This window comes from Chenggangzhangella methanolivorans, assembly GCF_019797865.1.
Lineage (GTDB): Bacteria > Pseudomonadota > Alphaproteobacteria > Rhizobiales > Methylopilaceae > Methylopila > Methylopila methanolivorans.
Map to the genome: position 1 here is coordinate 5,111,707 of NZ_CP081869.1, position 18,344 is coordinate 5,130,050.

The following is an 18,344-nucleotide window of genomic DNA, read 5'->3' on the forward strand; positions in this document are numbered from 1 at the left end:
AGGAGCAGCGCTAGCCGAGCGCGCCCCGGCCGACGAGATCGAAGGTCTCGACGAGCGGCTTGTAGAGCGCAAGGCCCGACGCGTTGACCAGCGCGCCCGCGACCGTGCCGATGATCAGCGGATTGAGCGCGATCTCCTTCGCCAGACCCGCGGCCCGCGGCGGCGTGGCGGAGGCCCATGTCGCGAGCGCGCTGACGCACAGGACGTTGATGAGCGGCACGATCGCGCGACCGCGCCGAGCGCCGCGAGCGCAAGCCCTTCGGCGCCGAACAGCGCGCCGGAGACCGCGAGCGCCACCGCCGTGTTGTAGCGGATCGCGCCCTGCAGATGGCTGGTGAAGGCCGGGCCGTCCGCAGCTCCCAGACGCGGCCAGAGGCGTCGCGACACGATCATGAGCGCCGCGACGGTCGCGACTCCGAGCGCCATCGCGGCTCCCGCGGAGAAGACGGGCGCAGATCTGAGGTCGGCCCGCACCACGCTCACGAACAACAGCACCGGATAGAGCAGGTAGTAGTTCAGCCGCTCGACGCCCTCCCAGCCTTCGCGCGACATGATCGCGGTCCTGACGAGGCCGGAGCCGAGTCCGATCAGGAGAAGCGAGGGCAGAAGGCTTTCGATCGCGACGATCACGGCGCGTCGTTGCGGGCGAGATACGACATCCGGTCGAGAGCGCCCTGCAGGATGTAGGCCGCCGCGAGCTTGTCCACGACCTCGTCGCGACGCTTCCGGCTGGTGTCGAACGAGATTAGCATGCGCTCGACCGCCGCCGTCGACATGCGCTCGTCCCAGAAGGCGATCGGAAGCTCGGTCAGCGGCGCGAGGTTGCGGGCGAAGGCGCGGGTCGCCTGAGCGCGAGGGCCCTCGGTGCCGTCCATGTTGACGGGAAGGCCCAGCACGAGCCCCGCGACCTTCCGGCTGGCCGCGATCTCCAGCATGCGCGTCACGTCCGGCGTGAATTTCTTGCATGACCGTTTCGAGCGGCGAGGCGACGCGCCGCGCGGGATCCGACACCGCGACGCCGATGGTCTTGGTCCCGAGGTCGAGCCCCGCCAGCGCGCCCATGGGGGGCAGCGTTCGGGCGAACTCCTCGAAGGACTGGAACACGGCGGCTGGCATGCCGCTTGGCTAGCACGGCGATGAAGGGCCGCGCCATCCATGACGTTTCGTCCGCTTGCCGGGGGCGGCCCGGCGCTTATGTGTCGCGCCAAGCTCGATGCTCGCCCGGACGACGGAGGTCGCGAAGCCACAATGCGGATCACCTGGTATGGTCACTCGGCCTTCAAGCTCGCCTTCGGCTCCTCGGTGGTGCTGGTCGATCCCTTCTTGGACAACGGGGTGTTCAAGGGCGACATCGCAGCAGCGACCGCCGGGACGACCCACATTCTCTTGACCCACGGCCATTTCGACCATGTCGGCCAGACGGTCGAGATCGCCAAGCGAACCGGCGCGACGCTGGTCGCCGACTTCGACCTCGGCCAGTGGCTCGTCTCCCAGGGCGTCGAGAAGTTGGAGCCGATGAACACCGGCGGCTCGGTCATGCTGCCGGGCTTCAAGGTCACCATGACCCAGGCGTTCCACTCGTCCGGCAAGCTGCTGGACAACGGCGTCTCGATCTATCTCGGCGACCCGCACGGATTGATCATCGCCCCGGAGGGCGAGGACGAGCCGGTGGTCTACGCCATGGGCGACACCGGCATTTTCGGCGACATGAAGCTCATCAACGAGCTCTACGCCCCGAACGTCGGCTTCGTGCCGATCGGCGACCGCTTCACCATGGGCGCCAAGACCGCGGCCTACGCCTGCCGGCACTTCTTCGACTTCGACCTCGTCGTGCCCTGCCACTACGGCACTTTCCCGATCATCGATCCGAGCGCGGAGAAGTTCACCGCCCTCATGGACAGCGTGCGCGGAACGACCGTGAAGGTTCCCGAGGTCGGGGTGGAGTTCGAGGCCGAGGGGTGAGGGCTCTCCTCGCCGCCGCCTTCTGTCTCGCGGCGTTTCCGGCCGTGGCCGCTTCGCCGGACGCCTGGGCCGCTCATGAGGCGGAGGTGGCGAAGACCTGCGCGAAGGCCTCGGGCCTCGCCAAGGCCAGGACCCTCAAGTCCGTCGACTTCGAACTGCACTCGGTGACGCGGGTCGCGGGGCAGATCGCCAGCGGCCGGATGAAGGGAACGCGCGAGACGATGCTGTGCCTGTTCGTCAAGAAGACCCGGAAGGCGACGGTGTCGCCCGTCCCGCCGGACGCGGGCTGGTGAACCGCCGCCGCAGGCTGGCGCAGTCAACTGCGCGCTTCGAGACGCCGTCCTTCGGACGGCTCCTCAGCATGAGGATCGTTTGGGCTACACAAACCGTCCTCATGGCTCGATGAGGCCCGAAGGGCCGTCTCGAAGCGCGCACTAAGGCCGCGTCTCGAAGCAAGCAGTGCGTTGCGGGCGCGAAGAGCGCTGTGCTAAGCCGCCCTTCGTCGCCGGGCCTTGAATTCGCAGGCCCGAAAATTGCCGAAGGGCCCGAATGTCCGTCGATGAAAACACCGTCCGCCGCGTCGCGCGGCTCGCCCGCATCGCGGTCGCGGACGACGAAGTGTCCAAGCTCAAGGGCGAGCTCGACGCGATCCTGGCTTTCGTGGAGGAGCTGTCGGAGCTCGACGTCGAGGGCGTCCCGCCGATGACGAGCGTGATCCCGGCCACGGCGCGCCTGCGCGACGACGTCGTCAACGATGGCGAGGACGCCGAAAAGGTGCTCATGAACGCGCCGGCGCGCGAGGCTGATTTCTACGTCGTCCCGAAGGTCGTCGAATGACCGCGGCTCTGCTTCGCCGCAGCCGTCCGCACTCCGAACCGAGCCGTCCGATCCGATGACCGAACTCTGCGATCTCACTTTCGCCGAAGCCCGCAAGGCGCTCGCCGCCAAGGAGTTTTCGGCCGTCGAGCTGAACAAGGCTTATCTCGAGGCCATGGAGGCTGCGCGCGGCCTCAACGCCTATGTGCTCGAGACCCCCGAAATCGCGCTGGAGCGCGCCGCGGAGTCCGACGCCCGCATCGCCCGCGGCGAGGCCGGGGCGCTCGAGGGCCTGCCGCTCGGCGTGAAGGACCTCTACTGCACCGAAGGCGTGCGCACGACCGCCTGCTCGAAGATCCTCGGCGACTTCACGCCGCCCTACGAGAGCCATGTCACCTCGCTGATGCGCTCCGCCGGCGCGGTGATGCTCGGCAAGCTCAACAATGACGAGTTCGCCATGGGCTCGTCGAACGAGACCTCGGCGTTCGGCACGCCGGTCAATCCCTGGCGCCGCAAGGGCTCTGACGCCAAGCTCGTGGCGGGCGGTTCGTCGGGCGGCTCCTCCGCGGCGGTCGCCGCGCGCATCTGCCTCGGCGCGACCGCGACCGACACCGGCGGTTCGATCCGCCAGCCGGCGGCCTTCACCGGCACGGTCGGCGTGAAGCCGACTTACGGCCGCTGCTCGCGCTGGGGGATCGTCGCCTTCGCGTCCTCGCTCGACCAGGCGGGACCGATCGCCCGCGACGTGCGAGACGCCGCGATCCTGATGGGATCGATGGCCGGCTACGACAAGCGCGACTCGACCTCGGTCGACACCCCCGTGCCGGACTACGAGGCCGCGGTCGGCCGCTCCGTGAAGGGGCTGCGGATCGGCGTGCCGAAGGAATACCGCGTCGATGGCATGCCGGCCGAGATCGAGAAGCTGTGGAGCCAGGGCGCCGAGCAGCTGAAAGCGGCCGGCGCCGAGATCGTCGAGGTCTCGCTGCCGCACACGAAGTATGCGCTGCCGGCCTATTACATCGTGGCCCCGGCCGAGGCCTCGTCGAACCTCGCCCGCTATGACGGCGTGCGCTACGGCGCGCGCGTCGCCGGCCGCGACATCACCGAGATGTACGAGAACACCCGCGCGGCGGGCTTCGGCAGCGAGGTGCGCCGCCGCATCATGATCGGCGCCTATGTGCTCTCGGCGGGCTATTACGACGCCTATTACGTCCGCGCCCAGAAGGTGCGGACGCTGATCAAGCAGGATTTCGAGACGGTTTTCGCCGCCGGCGTCGACGCGATCCTCACGCCCGCGACCCCCTCGGCCGCCTTCGGCGTCGGCGAGATGGCGAACGCCTCGCCCGTCGAGATGTATCTCAACGACGTCTTCACGGTGACCGTGAACATGGCGGGACTGCCGGGCGTCTCGGTGCCTGCGGGGCTCTCGGCCGAGGGCCTGCCGCTCGCGCTGCAGCTGATCGGCCGGCCGTTCGACGAGGAGACGCTGTTCGCGACCGCCGCCGTCATCGAGGACGCCAACGGCCGCTTCACGGCGGACCGCTGGTGGTGAGCGCTCGTCCGACCTATCGCGACATGAGCGAGGTGAGGGCCGCGATCGACGCCCTCGACGCCGAACTGATGCCGTTGATGGCGGCCCGCGCGCACTGCATCGCCGGCGGCGCGCATCAAGGGCGATCCCGAGATCGCGCTGGTGCCTTGGCGCGTCGAGCAGGTCGCGGCGCATGCCCGGGAGCTCGCGTCAGGCCATGACATCGACCCGGACCTCGCCGAAGCGCTCTGGCGCGCGATGATGGGCGAGTTCATCGCTCATGAGCGCAAGCTGATGGAAGCGGCGCAAGACTGAGCGTCGTTGCGTCGTCAAAAGGCGGCGCGGTAAAAACGTCCAAGACTTCGCCGCCCGAAGGTGCGAGCCCCATGAACGCCCCCTCCAAGATCCCCGCCTCGTCCAAGCTCATCGCCGGCGCCACCGGCGACTGGGAGATCGTGATCGGGCTCGAGATCCACGCGCAGGTGACCTCCGAGGCGAAGCTGTTCTCAGGCTCCTCGACCGGCTTCGGCGCGAGCCCGAACTCCCATGTCAGCCTCGTGGACGCCGCCATGCCCGGCATGCTGCCGGTGCTGAACCACGAATGCGTCCGGCAGGCGATCCGCACCGGGCTCGGAGTCAAGGCGCAGATCAATCTGACCTCGACCTTCGACCGGAAGAACTACTTCTATCCGGACCTGCCGCAGGGCTACCAGATCTCGCAGTACAAGAGCCCGATCGTGGGCGAGGGCGTCGTCATCGTCGACATGGGCGAGGGCGAGCAGATCTCCGTCGGCATCGAGCGCATCCATCTCGAGCAGGACGCGGGCAAGTCGATCCATGACCAGGATCCGCGCTTGTCCTTCGTGGATCTCAACCGCTCCGGCGTCGCGCTGATGGAGATCGTGTCGAAGCCCGACATGCGCTCCTCGGACGAGGCCAAGGCCTACGTCACCAAGCTCCGCACGATCCTGCGCTACATCGGCTCCTGCGACGGCGACATGGACAAGGGCAACCTCCGCGCGGACGTGAATGTCTCCGTGCGAAAGCCCGGCGCGCCGTTCGGCACGCGCTGCGAGATCAAGAACGTCAACTCGATCCGCTTCATCGGCCAGGCGATCGAGACCGAGGCGCGCCGCCAGATCGAGATTCTCGAGGACGGCGGCGCGATCGACCAGGAGACGCGGCTGTTCGACCCGGTGAAGGGCGAGACGCGGGCGATGCGCTCCAAGGAAGAGGCGCACGACTACCGCTATTTCCCCGATCCCGATCTGCTGCCGCTCGTGGTCGAGCAGTCGGAGGTCGACGAACTCGCGGCGGGCCTTCCGGAGCTTCCGGACGACAAGAAGGCGCGCTTCATCCGCGACTACGGCGTCACGCCCTATGACGCCATGGTGCTGACGCTCGAGCGCGAGTCGGCGGACTTCTTCGAGCAGGTGGCCAAGCGCGGCGACCCGAAGACGGCCGCCAACTGGGTCATCAACGAGCTGTTCGGCCGCCTCAACAAGGACGGGACGCCGATCACCGAGAGCCCGGTTTCGGCCGCCCAGCTCGGCGGGCTGGTGAAGCTCGTGGCCGACGGCACGATCTCGGGCAAGATCGCCAAGGACCTGTTCGAGATCCTCTGGACCGAGGGCGGCGACCCGCGCGAATTGGTCGAGAGCCGCGGCCTGAAACAGGTCACCGACACCGGCGCGATCGAGAAGGTGGTGGACGAGGTCATCGCCGCCAATCCCGACAAGGTCGAGCAGGCCAAGGCCAAGCCGACGCTCGCCGGCTGGTTCGTGGGGCAGGTGATGAAGGCCTCCGGCGGCAAGGCCAATCCGCAGGCCGTCAACGACATCCTGAAGCGCAAGCTCGGGATCTGACGCGCGGTCTTTCCGGAGCGCCCCGATGTGGGGTCTGACGCCGTTCGAGATCGACGCCGCCCTGAGGCTCCTTGCCGCGGCCGCCTGCGGCCTCGCGGTCGGTTTCAACCGTGACCTGAAGCACAAGCCCACCGGCATGCGCACGCTCGGCCTCGTGGCGCTCGGCGCGTGCCTCGTCGCATTGGTCGGGCTTCAGCACGAAGCGCTTCGCTCCGAGCCCGACGCGATGAGCCGCGTCGTGCAGGGCGTTCTTCAGGGGGTCATGACCGGCGTGGGCTTCATCGGCGCCGGCGTGATCCTGAAGCTCCCGGGCGACAGCCGCGTCCGCGGGCTGACCACGGCCGCCGCGGTCTGGGCGACCGCCGCTCTCGGAGTCGCTGCGCGCTCGCCAGCTGGCCGCTGATCGGGTTCGCGGCGGCGCTCACATTGCTCGTGCTCGTACTGCCGCGCCGGATCGCGAAGTCGATGGGACACGACTTCGCCGACGATGATGACTGACCATGCAAGAAAGGCCGGAGGCGCGAAGCCTCCGGCCTTCTGTCGTGGTTCTGGGGCCGCCGGGCGTCAGCCGCTGTTGGCGTTCGAGCTTCGGCTGGTGCCCGCGCCCATGTTCGGCGTGCTGTCGAGCGCCTCAGACGTGTTCTGGCCGAGAAGCCGGGCGCCGGCGTGACGTAGCCGTCATCGTGGAACTCGTAATTCGTGCCCTGGCTCGGGCTGTAGACCTCATCATACGAGGCGACGGTCTCGCCGTCGGGCGCATAGCCGTAGGGCCTTGCTCCTGAATGACGGCGGACTGTGCGAAGGCCGCGCCCGTGGAGAGCGCCAACACGCCAGCGGCTGCGATCAAGGTCCTCATATAAATCTCCTGTCGTCATGGCGGACAAAAGTCGTCCGCCTCTTGGGAGATGAACTGGGGTGCGGCATGCGAAATTAAACCGCGCGCAACCTCAAATGAGTTTGACCGCTGGATGACAGAGAGTGATGGAACCCCACGCAGCGAACTCTCAGGGCGAGAAACTCTCGCCCTGTAAGCCGTCCAAGGCGTGGACGACAACTCGCTCAGTGCCCGTCGATCTTGTTCTGAGCGCCCTGCCAAGCGAGGAAGTTCTTTCGGGCTTCCTGCACGAACGGGCTGCGACGCACCGCGCCCATGAAGGCGCGGCCGATGGCTCGGCCGGGCTGGCGCATCGGGCGCTCGAACTGGACGAGCAGCACCACGCGGGTCTCGTCGGTCTCGTTCCAGACCTCGTGGTGATAGGTGTCGTCGAACACGAGGCACTTGCCCTCATGCCAGTGCACCATCTGGTCGTGCACCGCCATGCGGACGGACCTCCAGTCCTTCGGCACCACCACGCCGAGATGGCAGGTGATGAGGCCTTTGGTGACGCCGCGGTGACGCGGGATTCGGGCGCCGGGCGCGAGAATCGAAAAGAAGGCGCTGTTGAGCCCGGGCACGCGGCTCGCGATCTCCGCCGTCACCGGGGCCTTCGCGCAATTGTCGTCGACCCGATAGCCGTAGCCAAAGAGGAAGAACGATTTCCACTTCCGGTCCGCGCCCAGCCGTCCGTGGTCGGGGGAAATGTCGGGCAGGACGGGAATGTCCTCGAACTCGAGCACCTTCAGCGCTTCGACCCGAATCTTGTCCCAGTTCGCCTCGAGCTCGGCCGTCCAGGGAAAGGTCGCGGGATCGAAGACCGGAGGATTTCCCACCGCTGAGGACTTCGCGAGGATGTCGTCGAACCACGGCCGAAGCTTCTTGCCCGTCCGATAGATGAAGCTGCGCTTCGGCTTTTTCGCCTTCAAAGGCTGTGCGAGGTCGACCATCGTCATGCTCTTGGATCAAGGCCGCCGTCCGCGGGTCGAACGGAGGCTGTCGGTTACCTGTCAAAAGGTACCGCAGATGACCAAGTCATGACAGTATCGGCGATGCAACATCGCGTTGCAAAGAACGCAGTTTTGAACGCTTTCAGACGCTATGCGCGGCCCGTCGCCACGGGTCGTCCGCCCGCGCCCCATTCCGCCCAGGAGCCGTCGTAGAGGCCGTCGGCGGACTTGCCGAGGCCTTCGAGCGCGAAGGCCAGCACGGCCGCCGTCACGCCCGAGCCGCAGGTCGTGACGATCGGCTGCGCGACGTCGACGCCGGCCGCCTCGAAGGCGGCGCGCAGTTCCTCGTCGTCCTTGAGCCGGCCGTTTGCGACGAGCTCGGAGAACGGCAGGTTCAGGGCCCCCGGCATGTGGCCGGATGCGAGGCCCGGCCGCGGTTCGGCGGCCTCGCCGCGGAAGCGTGGACCCGATCGGGCATCGACCACCTGGCCCGAACAAGCATCGAGCGCGGCCGCGACCTCGTCGGCCGATTTCACCGCGGAGGCGTCGAAACGCGCCTTGAACGTCTCGGGCTTGCGGGCCGAGGGGCCGGTCTCGGTCGGGCGGCCCTCGGCGAGCCACTTCGGGAGACCGCCGTCGAGCACGTAGACGGTCTCGACGCCCATCGTCCTGAACGACCACCAGACCCGAGGCGCGGAGAACAGGCCGCTCGCGTCGTAGACCACGATGGTCGCGCCGCCGCCGACGCCGAGGCCGCCCACCGCGTCCGCGAAGGCCTGCGGGGAGGGCAGCATGTGCGGCAGGCCCGAACTCGGATCAGAAATCGCGTCGACGTCGAAGAACGCCGCGCCCGGGATGTGTCGCTCGAGAAACTCTGCCCGTCCGTCGCGCTTGGCGTCCGGCAGGTGCCAGGAGCCGTCGACCGGGATCAGGGTCGGGTCGCCGAGTCGGTCGGCGAGCCAGTCCGTCGAGACGAGATAGGGATTGCTCACTGCGTCACCTTGGCGAGATCGACCTTGGGGGCGCGCTCCAGCCAGCCCGGAACGGGCAGCTCCTTCGAGCGCAGGAACGCCGGGTCGAACAGCTTCGACTGATAGCGCGTGCCGTAGTCGCAGAGGATGGTCACGATGGTGTGGCCGGGCCCGAGATCCTTCGCCAGCCGGATCGCGCCGGCCACGTTGACGCCCGACGAACCGCCGAGGCAAAGCCCTTCATGTTCGAGCAGGTCGAAGACCACCTGGACCGATTCGGAATCGGGAATCTGGTAGGCGTGGTCGACCGTAAGGCCCTCGAGGTTCGCGGTGATGCGCCCTTGCCCGATGCCTTGTGATGGACGAGCCTTCCGCCTTCAGTTCGCCGCTCGTGTAGTAGCTGTAGAGCGCGGCGCCGGGCGGATCGGCGATCGCGACCTTGATCGCCGGATTGCGTTCCTTGAGCGCCATGGCGCAGCCCGCAAGCGTGCCGCCCGTGCCGACCGCGCAGACGAAGCCGTCGACCTTGCCTTCGAGATCGTCCCAGATCTCCGGGCCGGTCGAATCGATGTGCGCCTGCCGGTTCGCGACATTGTCGAACTGGTTGGCCCAGATCGCGCCTGCGGGCTCGGTTTTCGCGAGCTCCTCGGCGAGGCGGCCCGACAGTTTCACGTAGTTGTTCGGATCCTTGTAGGGGACGGCCGGAACCTCGACGAGCTCGGCGCCGGCGAGGCGCAGCATCGCCTTCTTCTCCTCCGACTGGGTCTCGGGAATGACGATGACGGTGCGATAGCCGAGCGCGTTGGCCACCAGCGCAAGGCCGATGCCCGTGTTGCCAGCCGTGCCCTCGACGATGACGCCGCCGGGCTTCAGCTCGCCCCGCTTCACCGCGTCCTCGATGATCCAGAGCGCGGCGCGATCCTTCACCGACTGGCCCGGATTCATGAACTCCGCCTTGCCGAGGATTTCGCAGCCGGTGGCCTCCGAGGCGCGCGCGAGCCGGATGAGCGGCGTCCGGCCGATGGCGTCGACAAGACCGCTGCGGATCTGCATGGGCGATTATCCGGAAGAAGAGGGATCGGGACGGGTTTTGGAGCCGCGCAATCTAGGCGCCGGCGCGCGCCTTGGGAAGCGCGACGCGCATGCGAGGGCGTATTGATCCGAGGTTGCAGGCGTGGCGTAAGTCGTGTCCGGGGGACGGCGCATGTGGCGACCGCATCCGGCTCGAGGCCGGGGCCTCGCCTTAAGGACTGCTCGTGCTCGAACCGCCCACAGGCCTGACGCCGTCCGAGACGCCACGGCCGGTCGACGCCCTGCTCGCCGGCTATGTGGCCGGCGCGCTGGGGCCTCACCTCCACGCGTTGGTGGAGTCGCATCTCATCCTGTCGGGCGAGCACCGGGACGTCGTCCGCGCCATGGAGGCGCAGATCGGCGAGGAGATCGAGCAGATCGAGCACCGCCCCTATGAGCCGGCCGCGCGCGACGCCGTGTTGGGAGCGATCTATGCGGGCGGCTGGTACGGCCGGCCGAAGCCCGAAAAATTCGATCCGGACGTTCCCGAGCCGCTCGACCGGCTGATCGGGATGAGTCTCGCGCAGGCGCCCTGGCGGTTCGCGGCGGCAGGCGTTCTGGAGCATGTCGTGTTCGCCGACGGGACGACGAAAGCCTCGCTGCTGAAGATCGCGCCCGGACGGGGGGCGCCCAGGCACACCCATTCGGCCATGGAGGCGACGTTGGTCTCAAGGGCGCGTTCACCGACGAGATCGGACATTTCACGCGCGGCGACATCGCGGTCGCCGACGGCTCCATCGATCACCGGCCGGTGGCCGATCGCGACGAGCCCTGCGTCTGCTTCGCGGTGACCGAGGGACCGTTGCGCCTCACGGGACCGGTCGGTCGGCTCCTGCAGAAGATGTTCGGCCGATGAGCGGCGAGATCGTCGTCAAGGGCGTGCGCGTCGCCTGGGTGACGGGCGCGAGCTCCGGAATCGGCCGCGCCGTCGCGCTCGAACTTGCGGCCTCGGGCGTCAAGGTGGCGGCGACCGCGCGCCGCTCCGACGCGCTCGCCGAGCTCGCGGCCGAGGCGCTCGGCCGCGGCGGCGTCGTGGCGGCCTTTCCCGGCGACGTGACGGACGCCGAGGCGATGGCGTCGATCGTGGCCGAGATCGAAGCGAGCCTCGGCGCGATCGACCTCGCTGTGCTCAACGCCGGGCTGTTCATCCCGGTGAAGGCCGAACCTTTCGACCTCGGCGCGTTCCGGAAAACCTTCGACGTCAATCTCGGCGGAACGGTCGGGTGCCTCGCGGCGGCTCTGCCGGGAATGACGGCGCGGCGGTCCGGAAACGTGGTGATCGTCGCTTCGGTCACGGGCTATGGCGGGCTGCCGAGCTCGGCGGCCTACGGCGCGACGAAGGCGGCGCTGATCAACCTCGCGGAGGGGCTGAAGTTCGATCTCGACAAGCTCGGGGTCGGCATCCAGGTGGCCAATCCCGGCTTCGTCGACACGCCGGCGACGAAAAAGAACGCGTTCGCGATGCCGGCGCTCATGCAGGTCGACGAGGCGGCGAGGCGCATCGTGCGCGGGTTGGGGGAGGGGTTCGAGATCACCTTCCCCAAGCGCTTCACCTATGTGCTGAAGGCGCTGAGATTGCTGCCCTATCCGCTGTATTTCCGGCTCGTCGCGAAGGCGACCGGCTGGGACAAGCGACGCTGACGGTCCGGCTTCAGCGCGCGGCGGCGATCTTTCGCGCGAGCTCGTTCTGGGAGGCCTCGTCGAGCGGAAAGCGCCACATCAGCGCGACGGCGAGGAGCTTCAGCGCCACGGGCAGGCCGCCATAGAGCCAGGCGAGCGTTTCGAGGCCGGCCGGCGACCTCTCGCCCGCCGCCGGGTCGAAGCCGGCGAGCGCCAGGACGGGAAACGCGATCCCGACGGCGGCGGCGAGCGCGAGCTTGGTGGCGAGGCCCCAGGCGGCGAGGTAAAGACCGGAGCGCTGGTCTCCGAGGTCGCCGTGTCCACGTCGATCGCGTCAGCCTGGATCGCCGGCGGCAACACGAGGTCGGCCCCGACCCCGAGACCCGACAGCACGCAGATCGCGCCGAACGCCGCCACGTCGCCGGGGCCGAGAAACGGCGCGAACAGGAACACGGCGCAGGCGAGCAGCATGGCCCAGCACCAGGCTCGATGCTTCGACGTTCGCCGCGCAAGCGCGAGCCACAAGGGCACGCCCGCGATTCCAGCGGCGAAGTAGGCGACGAGGAATGGTCCCGCGAGATCCTTGGCGCCGAGCCGCTCGGCGACGAAGAACAGGAAGAGGGTCGCGGGCAGGCCGTTGGCGAGGCCGTTGACGAAGAAGGCGGCGAGCAGCCGCAGGAACGCGGCGTTGGCGCGCATCGCCCTGAGGCCTTCGCCGATGTTCAGGCGGGCTCGGCTGCGGTCCTCAGGCTCTGGCGTCAGGGCGACGGCGACGAGGGTGAGGATCGGCAGGCCGATCCCGACGAGGATGGCGTAGGAACCGAGCACCGCGCTCTGGCCGCCGCCTGCGACCGCCGGCGCGATCGCCTGCAGGGACAGCGCGACGAGCGTGCCGACGAGAGCGGCGGTCTCGCGCCAGGCGGCGATGCGGCTGCGGCCGGCGTAGGTCGTGGAGAGCTCCGCGCCCCAGGCCGAGTAGGGGACCAGCGCTGCGGTCCAGGCGATCGAAAGCGCCGAGCCCCAGAACAGGAGATGCAGGGCGCCGGCGCCGTCGGGCGGCGAGAAGATCATCCAGGCGGCGATCGCGGTGGGGACAGCCGCGCCGGCGAACCACAGGCGCCGTCGCCCGAAGGCCGGCCGCCAGCGGTCGGCCAGCAGCCCGACCGCCGGATCGGCGAGGGCGTCGACGACGCGCACCGCGAGCAGCGCCTGTCCGACGACGGCGAGCGGCAGGCCGAGATCTTCGGCGTAATAGGCCGGGACCACGATGTAGAGCGGCAGCGTCAGCACCGCGAACGGGATCGCCGGGAGCGCATAGGCCGCCAGCGCAAGCAAGGAGAGGTCGCGGCGGCCCGTCACGGGCGCACCACTTCTCGTCCAGGCGCTAAGCCGGAATTCAAACGCACGACGCTTCCCGCTTGCGCTCTACGCACAGCCCGTAGCGCATCTGGATCTCGGCTCTGCGGCCGGGACACGAGGGCGGCGGCTGTTCGATCTCGTCCGCTCACGCTCGCGCGAACACGACCTGCCGGACGTCGATGTTGCCGGAGCGAAATCCGCCTTCGCAGTAGGCGAGGTAGTACTCCCAGAGACGCCGGAAGCGTTCGTCGAAGCCGAGCGGCTGGATGGTCGGCCAGGCCGCCCGGAACCTCTCGCGCCAGAGGCCGAGAGTCTCCGCGTAGTCGAGGCCGAAGACGCGCTCGCCGGCGATGCCCAGTCCCGCGCCGGCCGCAGCTTTCCGGAGCGCGGACGGCGAGGGCAGCATGCCCCCCGGAAAGACGTAGCGCTGGATGAAGTCGGTCTCGCGCCGGTAAGACTCGAAGAAGCGGTCCTGGATGGTGATGACCTGGACGCCCGCTGCGCCCCCGGGCTTCAGCCGGTCGCGGATCTGGCCGAAGAACGCCGGCCACCACTGTTCGCCCACCGCCTCGAACATCTCGATCGAGGCGATGCGGTCGTAGGATCCGCGCTCGTCGCGATAGTCCTGAAGTTTGAACGTCACGCGTTCGGCGAGCCCGGCCTCGAACACGCGCCTGCGGGCGAATTCGAGCTGCGCGGGCTGATGGTGAGGCCTGTCACCTTCGCGCCGACCTCCTTGGCCGCGAACTCCGCGAAGCCCCCCCAGCCGCAGCCGATCTCCAAGACGTGGTCGCCGGTCCGCATGCCGGCGGCTTCGGCGAGCGCGGCGTATTTGCGGCGCTGGCCTCTCCCGAGGTCTCGCTCCTCGCCCTCGAACAACGCCGAGGAGTAGGTCATCGAGGGGTCGAGCCACTGCTCGTAGAAGGCGTTGCCGAGGTCGTAATGCGCCTCGATGTTGCGCCTGGAGCCCTTCTTCGTGTTCCGCTTCATCCAGCGCCCGATGTTCTGGAGCAGGCCGTAGAGCGGCTTGGCCTGCAGATAGGCGTTGACGTGGTCGGCGTTGACGCAGAACAGCTCGAGGAACTTGGCGAGGTCCGGGCTTGTCCAGTCGCCGGTGAGAAACCCGTCCGCGACGCCGATGTCGCCGTCCCGGAGGATGCGCCGGGCGAAGCGGTGGTGGTTGACGATCAGCGTCGCCTCTGGGCCGGGAGCGTCGCCGCGAAACTCCAGACTGCGCCCGTCGGGCAACACGACCGTCAGCGCGCCGATCTTCAGCCGGGCCGCCACCTGAAGCGCGAGCTTCACCTCGAGCGGCAGCCCCTTCGTAGCGGCGGCGACGGACTCGGTGGTCACGCGCAGGGACGGGGAGGGCAGGTCGATCGCCGTCATTCGGCTGCCTCCGGAAGGCGTCCATGCGCGCGGCGGATTGGTCCCGGCGCGTCGAGGCTCGTTTTCTCGGCCGGCGCCTTCGGATGGTCGGCGAGGGCGATCCCCTTCAGCCAGAGCCGCAGCGCCTCGAAATGGATGGCGGCCGTCACCTTGAGGGTCATCAGCGGCGTCCTCACGAGCAGGCCGGCGAGCGAGCGGCTCGTCAGATCGCGTCGTTCGCCTGCGAAAGTCGCTGAGAGAATCGGCCCTTCGGCGTCGCTTTCAAGAATGCGCAGCCGCACGTTTTCGCCCGGCGGGCGCAAGCGGAACGCATAGCTCATGCCCATGTCGAGAAAGGGCGAGACATACATCAGCTTGTCCCGCGTCTGGCGCAGCCCCGCGGGCGTCAGCTCGCCCGGGCGGACGGGCGCCACATAGGCGTGGCGCTCATGGAACGTGTTGGTGACCTCGTAGACGACGGCCTTCAGCGCCCCGTCCGCGCCGTAACACCAGTAGGTCGCGAGCGGATTGAAGACGTAGCCGAGAATGCGCGGGTAGCAGAGCAGAAGCACGCGGCCGCCGTCAATCTCGACCCCGGCGCGGGCGAGGACCGCGCGGATCTGGTCGCTGAGCGGCCCCTTTCCGACGCCGTGGTCGCCCTCATGGAAGCTGAGGAGATTGCGGCGTCCGACCGAGAACAGCCGCGAGGCGCGGCCGGCCTGCTCCAGCCGGTCGAGATCGATCAGCAGCGAGAAGACGTCATAGACGAAACGATGCGGCTTCGGCTTCAGCCGGGCGTGCATCACCGGGCCGACATATAGCGAGGCCGCGGCGGCGGGCGGTGGAAAGGACGCCTGGCCGCTCACTCGGCCGCCTGCGCGTCAGGGCGCCGCCACGGGGCGAAGGCCCCTAAGCTCTCGGCGACCGTCAGCCCCGAAACGAGCCCGTCCTCGTGGAACCCGTTGCCGGCCCAGGCCCCGCAGAACCAGGTGCGGTTCAGCCCCTGTATGGCCGGGAGGCTCCGCTGCGCGGCGAGCGCGCTCTTGTCGTATTGCGGATGAGCGTAGCTGAACCGCCGGAACACCTTCGCGGGATCCGGCTCGAAAGGCGGGTTCAGGGTGATGAACAGCGGGCGGTCGGGGTCAAGGCCCTGGAGCGCGTTCATCCAATAGGTCACCGCGACGTCCCGGCCGGCCGCCTCCGGGTCGCGGCGGGAGCCGAGATAGTTCCAGGCGGACCAGACCGCCTTGCGCTTCGGCATCAGCCGCTCGTCGCGATGCAGCACCACGTCGTTCGGGCGGTAGGTGATGGCGCCGAGCGTCGCGCGTTCGGCGGGCGTCGGCTGGGCGAGGATCTCGAGCGCCTCGTCGGTGTGGGCCGCGACGATCACGGCGTCGAATCGGTCCTGCCCGCCAGCCGCGTCGACGATCGTGACGCCGCTCCTGTCGCGCTCGATCGAGACCACCGGCGTCGCGCGGCGGATCTCGCCGCCGTGTCGGGAGATGGCCTCGACGTAAGATCTGCTGCCGCCCTCCACGGTTCGCCAGATCGGCCGGTTCATGTCGATGAGCTTGTGGTTGTCGAAGAAGGCGATGAAGCTCTCGGCCGGAAAGTCGAGCACGTGGATCGCAGGCGTCGACCAGATCGCGGCCGCCATCGGGATCAGGTAGTCGTCGCGAAACCGCCGGGAGAGACCGTGGCGGTCGAGCCAGGCCCCGAGGCTGAGGCCGGAGAGCAGGCCGGCTGCGCGGTCGGCGCGGCACAGCTTGTTGAAGCGCAGGACCTCGCGCAGCATCCACAGGTAGGACAACGCGACCATGTTGCGGCGCTGCGCGAACAGGGTGCCGAGCGTCTTGCCGGACCACTCGAACGCCCCGCGTCGAGCGACAGGCCGAAGCTCATCTCGCTCGCCTTGGTCGCGACGCCGAGCTCGGCGAAGAGCGAGGTCAGGTTCGGATAATTGAGTTCGTTGTAGACGATGAATCCGGTGTCGACCGCGATCGCGCGGCCGTCATAGTCGATGTCGACCGTGTGCGAATGTCCGCCGAGCCGCGGCTCCTTCTCATAGAGGACGACGTCGTGGAGTCCGTCGAGCGCCCATGCCGCGGCGTTGCCGGCGACGCCGGCTCCCACGATCGCGACCCGACGGCGTCCCTCGGCGATGTCCACGCTCATCAACTCCTCGACTTCAGCTTGTCGAACGCCGCGAGGGCGCGGCCGCGCGCCTTCGCGTGGTCGACGATCGGCTTCGGATAGGTCTGGCCCAGCGTGACGCCCGCTTTGGCGAGCACGTCGTCGGGGGCTTCCCACGGCGTGTGGATCCACTTTGCGGGCATCTCCGAGAGCTCCGGCACGAAGGCGCGGACGTAGTCGCCCTTCGGATCGAACTTCTCGCCCTGGGTCGTCGGATTGAACACGCGGAAATAGGGCGCGGCGTCGGCGCCGGAGCCCGCGACCCACTGCCAGTTGGCGGGATTGTTGGCGTGGTCGGCGTCGACCAGCGTGTCCCAGAACCATTCCTCGCCGTCGCGCCAATGGATCATCAGATGCTTGATCAGGAACGAGGCCGTGATCATTCGCACCCGGTTGTGCATCCAGCCGGTGGTCCAGAGCTGGCGCATGCCGGCGTCGACGATCGGGTAGCCGGTCAGGCCCTTCGTCCAGGCCTTGCGATGCGCGGCGTCCGGTTCGCCCCAGGGGAACTCGTCGTAGCGCTTCTGGAAATTCTCGGTCGCAAGCTTCGGATTGTAGAACAGGATGTGGTGGTTGAACTCGCGCCAGCCGAGCTCGGCGCGAAACGTGTCGACGTCCTTCGGGCTCGCCGGACCTTCGCTGCGCGCCTGCTCGACCGAGTGCCAGAGCTGGAAGGGGCTGACCTCGCCAAAACACAGATGCGGCGAGAGCCGAGACGTGCCGACGCGGTCGGGGCGGTCCCGATCGCTCGCATAGCCCTTGAGGCTGTCGTCGAGAAACCGCTGGAGCTCCTTGCGCGCTCCGGCCTCGCCGGGCGTCCATGACCCGCGCAGTCCGCCGGCCCAGTCGGGTTTCGAGGGTTCTAGGCCGAGGTCGTCGATCTTGACGCCCTTGAGCGCCTTGCCGGCCTCGATCTTGGCTTTCGTGGGCTTCGGCAGCGGCGGGCGCGGCCCCCCGCGCGCCTGGGCCGCGCGCCAGTAGGGCGTGTAGACCTTGAGCGGCTCTCCCGCCTTGGACTTCACCTCCCAAGGCTCGTTGAGCAGGCGGCCGTTGAAGCTTTCGGCCTCGAACCCGTCGTCGCGCAGCGCCGACTTCAGGCGCTCGTCGATCTTCACGCCGGCCTCGAAATAGCGCCGGTTCCAGAACGCCGAACCGACCCCGGCCTCGTCGACCGCCTCGCGGATCACCTCCTCGGTCTTGCCGCAGCGCACCGCGAAGGGGAGGCCGATCGCCTCGCAGTCCTTGGCGAGGCTCTTCAGCGATCTTGCGAGCCACCAGCGCGAGGCGCCGCCGAGCGGACGCATCGCCGCCGTCTCCTCGTCGTGGACGTAGAGCGCGGTGACCGGACCGCCGGCCTTGATCGCGGCCGCGAGAGCGGGATTGTCCGCAAGTCTCAGGTCTTCGCGCAGCCAGACGAGCGCGCCCGACGGCTGGTCTTTCCTCGACGATGTTCGATCGGCCATGGGGCTCCGCTCGCGGACGTTCCGGACCGCCGCGCGGTTGGCATTACGACGGAGGTCGGGGTCCGGATCATGAGCAGGCGCGCTGTGATCGACACGCTTGGCCGGCGTCCGGGGAATCGGAGGTGACGTCGCCAACGAAAAAGGGGCCGACGCGGCGCGCCGACCCCTTTTTGAAACTGGCTCCTCGGGCAGGATTCGAACCTGCGACAACTCGATTAACAGTCGAGGGCTCTACCGCTGAGCTACCGAGGAACGGGCGGACGTCGTCGTCACATCCCGAGGGGCGGCGCTATAGCAGACG

The 18,344-nt window shown here is 68.5% G+C and carries 14 protein-coding genes, 1 tRNA gene and 6 pseudogenes; 9 read left to right on the top strand and 12 right to left on the bottom strand.

Going from position 1 to position 18,344, the window contains the following annotated elements; all coding sequences use genetic code 11:
• Positions 1-114 precede the first annotated feature (114 nt).
• Both K6K41_RS26955 and ruvX read right to left on the bottom strand, forming a co-directional pair.
• Positions 115-630, bottom strand: coding sequence for an AEC family transporter (locus tag K6K41_RS26955; protein WP_261403087.1), 516 nt, complete (start codon positions 628-630; stop codon positions 115-117).
• Positions 627-1,116: pseudogene (ruvX, locus tag K6K41_RS26960) on the bottom strand (Holliday junction resolvase RuvX). The gene K6K41_RS26955 and the pseudogene ruvX overlap by 4 nt, the downstream one beginning before the upstream one ends.
• A gap of 132 nt (positions 1,117-1,248) precedes the next feature.
• Between ruvX and K6K41_RS26965 the strand changes: the two are divergent.
• The 7 genes from K6K41_RS26965 to K6K41_RS26995 all read left to right on the top strand — a co-directional run bounded on the left by K6K41_RS26965 (position 1,249) and on the right by K6K41_RS26995 (position 6,577).
• Entirely contained in the window at positions 1,249-1,962 is a 714-nt protein-coding gene (locus tag K6K41_RS26965) for a metal-dependent hydrolase (protein WP_261403088.1), read from the top strand.
• The gene (locus K6K41_RS26970; protein ID WP_261403089.1) at positions 1,959-2,255 is read left to right on the top strand and encodes a hypothetical protein; all 297 of its coding nucleotides are present in this window, start codon (positions 1,959-1,961) and stop codon (positions 2,253-2,255) included. The genes K6K41_RS26965 and K6K41_RS26970 overlap by 4 nt, the downstream gene beginning before the upstream one ends.
• A 256-nt stretch (positions 2,256-2,511) precedes the next feature.
• Positions 2,512-2,799 carry an Asp-tRNA(Asn)/Glu-tRNA(Gln) amidotransferase subunit GatC gene (gatC, locus tag K6K41_RS26975; protein ID WP_261403090.1) on the top strand — a complete coding sequence of 96 codons (288 nt, stop codon included), beginning with the start codon at positions 2,512-2,514 and terminating at the stop codon, positions 2,797-2,799.
• A 55-nt stretch (positions 2,800-2,854) separates the two neighbouring features.
• Complete coding sequence (gene gatA / locus K6K41_RS26980; protein ID WP_261403091.1) at positions 2,855-4,330, top strand: Asp-tRNA(Asn)/Glu-tRNA(Gln) amidotransferase subunit GatA; 1,476 nt, start codon at positions 2,855-2,857, stop codon at positions 4,328-4,330.
• A 141-nt stretch (positions 4,331-4,471) separates the two neighbouring features.
• Positions 4,472-4,624 carry a chorismate mutase gene (locus K6K41_RS26985; RefSeq protein ID WP_261403092.1) on the top strand — a complete coding sequence of 51 codons (153 nt, stop codon included), beginning with the start codon at positions 4,472-4,474 and terminating at the stop codon, positions 4,622-4,624.
• 71 nt (positions 4,625-4,695) lie between these two features.
• Positions 4,696-6,174: an Asp-tRNA(Asn)/Glu-tRNA(Gln) amidotransferase subunit GatB gene (gene gatB / locus K6K41_RS26990; protein WP_261403093.1), complete on the top strand. Its 1,479-nt coding sequence runs from the start codon at positions 4,696-4,698 to the stop codon at positions 6,172-6,174.
• A 25-nt stretch (positions 6,175-6,199) separates the two neighbouring features.
• A complete protein-coding gene (locus K6K41_RS26995; protein WP_315855099.1) occupies positions 6,200-6,577 on the top strand; it encodes an MgtC/SapB family protein in 378 nt (125 codons plus the stop codon).
• A 656-nt stretch (positions 6,578-7,233) separates the two neighbouring features.
• On the opposite strand, the gene K6K41_RS27000 is transcribed toward K6K41_RS26995, so the two are convergent.
• From K6K41_RS27000 to K6K41_RS27010, 3 genes and pseudogenes are all read right to left on the bottom strand, one after another.
• Positions 7,234-7,998: an aspartyl/asparaginyl beta-hydroxylase domain-containing protein gene (locus K6K41_RS27000; RefSeq protein WP_261403094.1), complete on the bottom strand. Its 765-nt coding sequence runs from the start codon at positions 7,996-7,998 to the stop codon at positions 7,234-7,236.
• A 149-nt stretch (positions 7,999-8,147) separates the two neighbouring features.
• Positions 8,148-8,990 carry a 3-mercaptopyruvate sulfurtransferase gene (gene sseA / locus K6K41_RS27005; protein ID WP_261403095.1) on the bottom strand — a complete coding sequence of 281 codons (843 nt, stop codon included), beginning with the start codon at positions 8,988-8,990 and terminating at the stop codon, positions 8,148-8,150.
• Positions 8,987-10,022, bottom strand: a pseudogene (locus K6K41_RS27010) (cysteine synthase A). The gene sseA and the pseudogene K6K41_RS27010 overlap by 4 nt, the downstream one beginning before the upstream one ends.
• A gap of 203 nt (positions 10,023-10,225) precedes the next feature.
• On the opposite strand from K6K41_RS27010, the gene K6K41_RS27015 reads away from it, so the two are divergent.
• The gene (locus K6K41_RS27015; protein WP_261403096.1) at positions 10,226-10,831 is read left to right on the top strand and encodes a cupin domain-containing protein; all 606 of its coding nucleotides are present in this window, start codon (positions 10,226-10,228) and stop codon (positions 10,829-10,831) included.
• A gap of 61 nt (positions 10,832-10,892) precedes the next feature.
• A complete protein-coding gene (locus K6K41_RS27020) occupies positions 10,893-11,681 on the top strand; it encodes an SDR family NAD(P)-dependent oxidoreductase (protein WP_261403097.1) in 789 nt (262 codons plus the stop codon).
• A 115-nt stretch (positions 11,682-11,796) separates the two neighbouring features.
• Here K6K41_RS27020 and K6K41_RS30880 read toward each other — a convergent pair.
• The 7 genes and pseudogenes from K6K41_RS30880 to K6K41_RS27050 form a co-directional block, all read right to left on the bottom strand.
• Positions 11,797-11,907: pseudogene (locus K6K41_RS30880) on the bottom strand (hypothetical protein); the annotation flags it as partial.
• A gap of 125 nt (positions 11,908-12,032) precedes the next feature.
• Positions 12,033-13,019 (bottom strand): annotated as a pseudogene (locus K6K41_RS27025) (MFS transporter); the annotation flags it as partial.
• A gap of 145 nt (positions 13,020-13,164) precedes the next feature.
• Positions 13,165-14,408: pseudogene (locus tag K6K41_RS27030) on the bottom strand (class I SAM-dependent methyltransferase).
• Positions 14,405-15,190: a DUF1365 domain-containing protein gene (locus K6K41_RS27035; protein WP_261403098.1), complete on the bottom strand. Its 786-nt coding sequence runs from the start codon at positions 15,188-15,190 to the stop codon at positions 14,405-14,407. Before K6K41_RS27035 ends, K6K41_RS27030 begins: the two are co-directional and overlap by 4 nt.
• A gap of 59 nt (positions 15,191-15,249) precedes the next feature.
• Positions 15,250-16,562, bottom strand: a pseudogene (locus K6K41_RS27040) (NAD(P)/FAD-dependent oxidoreductase).
• Positions 16,562-18,043, bottom strand: coding sequence for a cryptochrome/photolyase family protein (locus tag K6K41_RS27045; RefSeq protein ID WP_261403099.1), 1,482 nt, complete (start codon positions 18,041-18,043; stop codon positions 16,562-16,564). The pseudogene K6K41_RS27040 and the gene K6K41_RS27045 overlap by 1 nt, the downstream one beginning before the upstream one ends.
• Positions 18,044-18,220: 177 nt before the next feature.
• A tRNA-Asn gene (locus K6K41_RS27050) sits at positions 18,221-18,295 on the bottom strand.
• Positions 18,296-18,344: the final 49 nt, after the last annotated feature.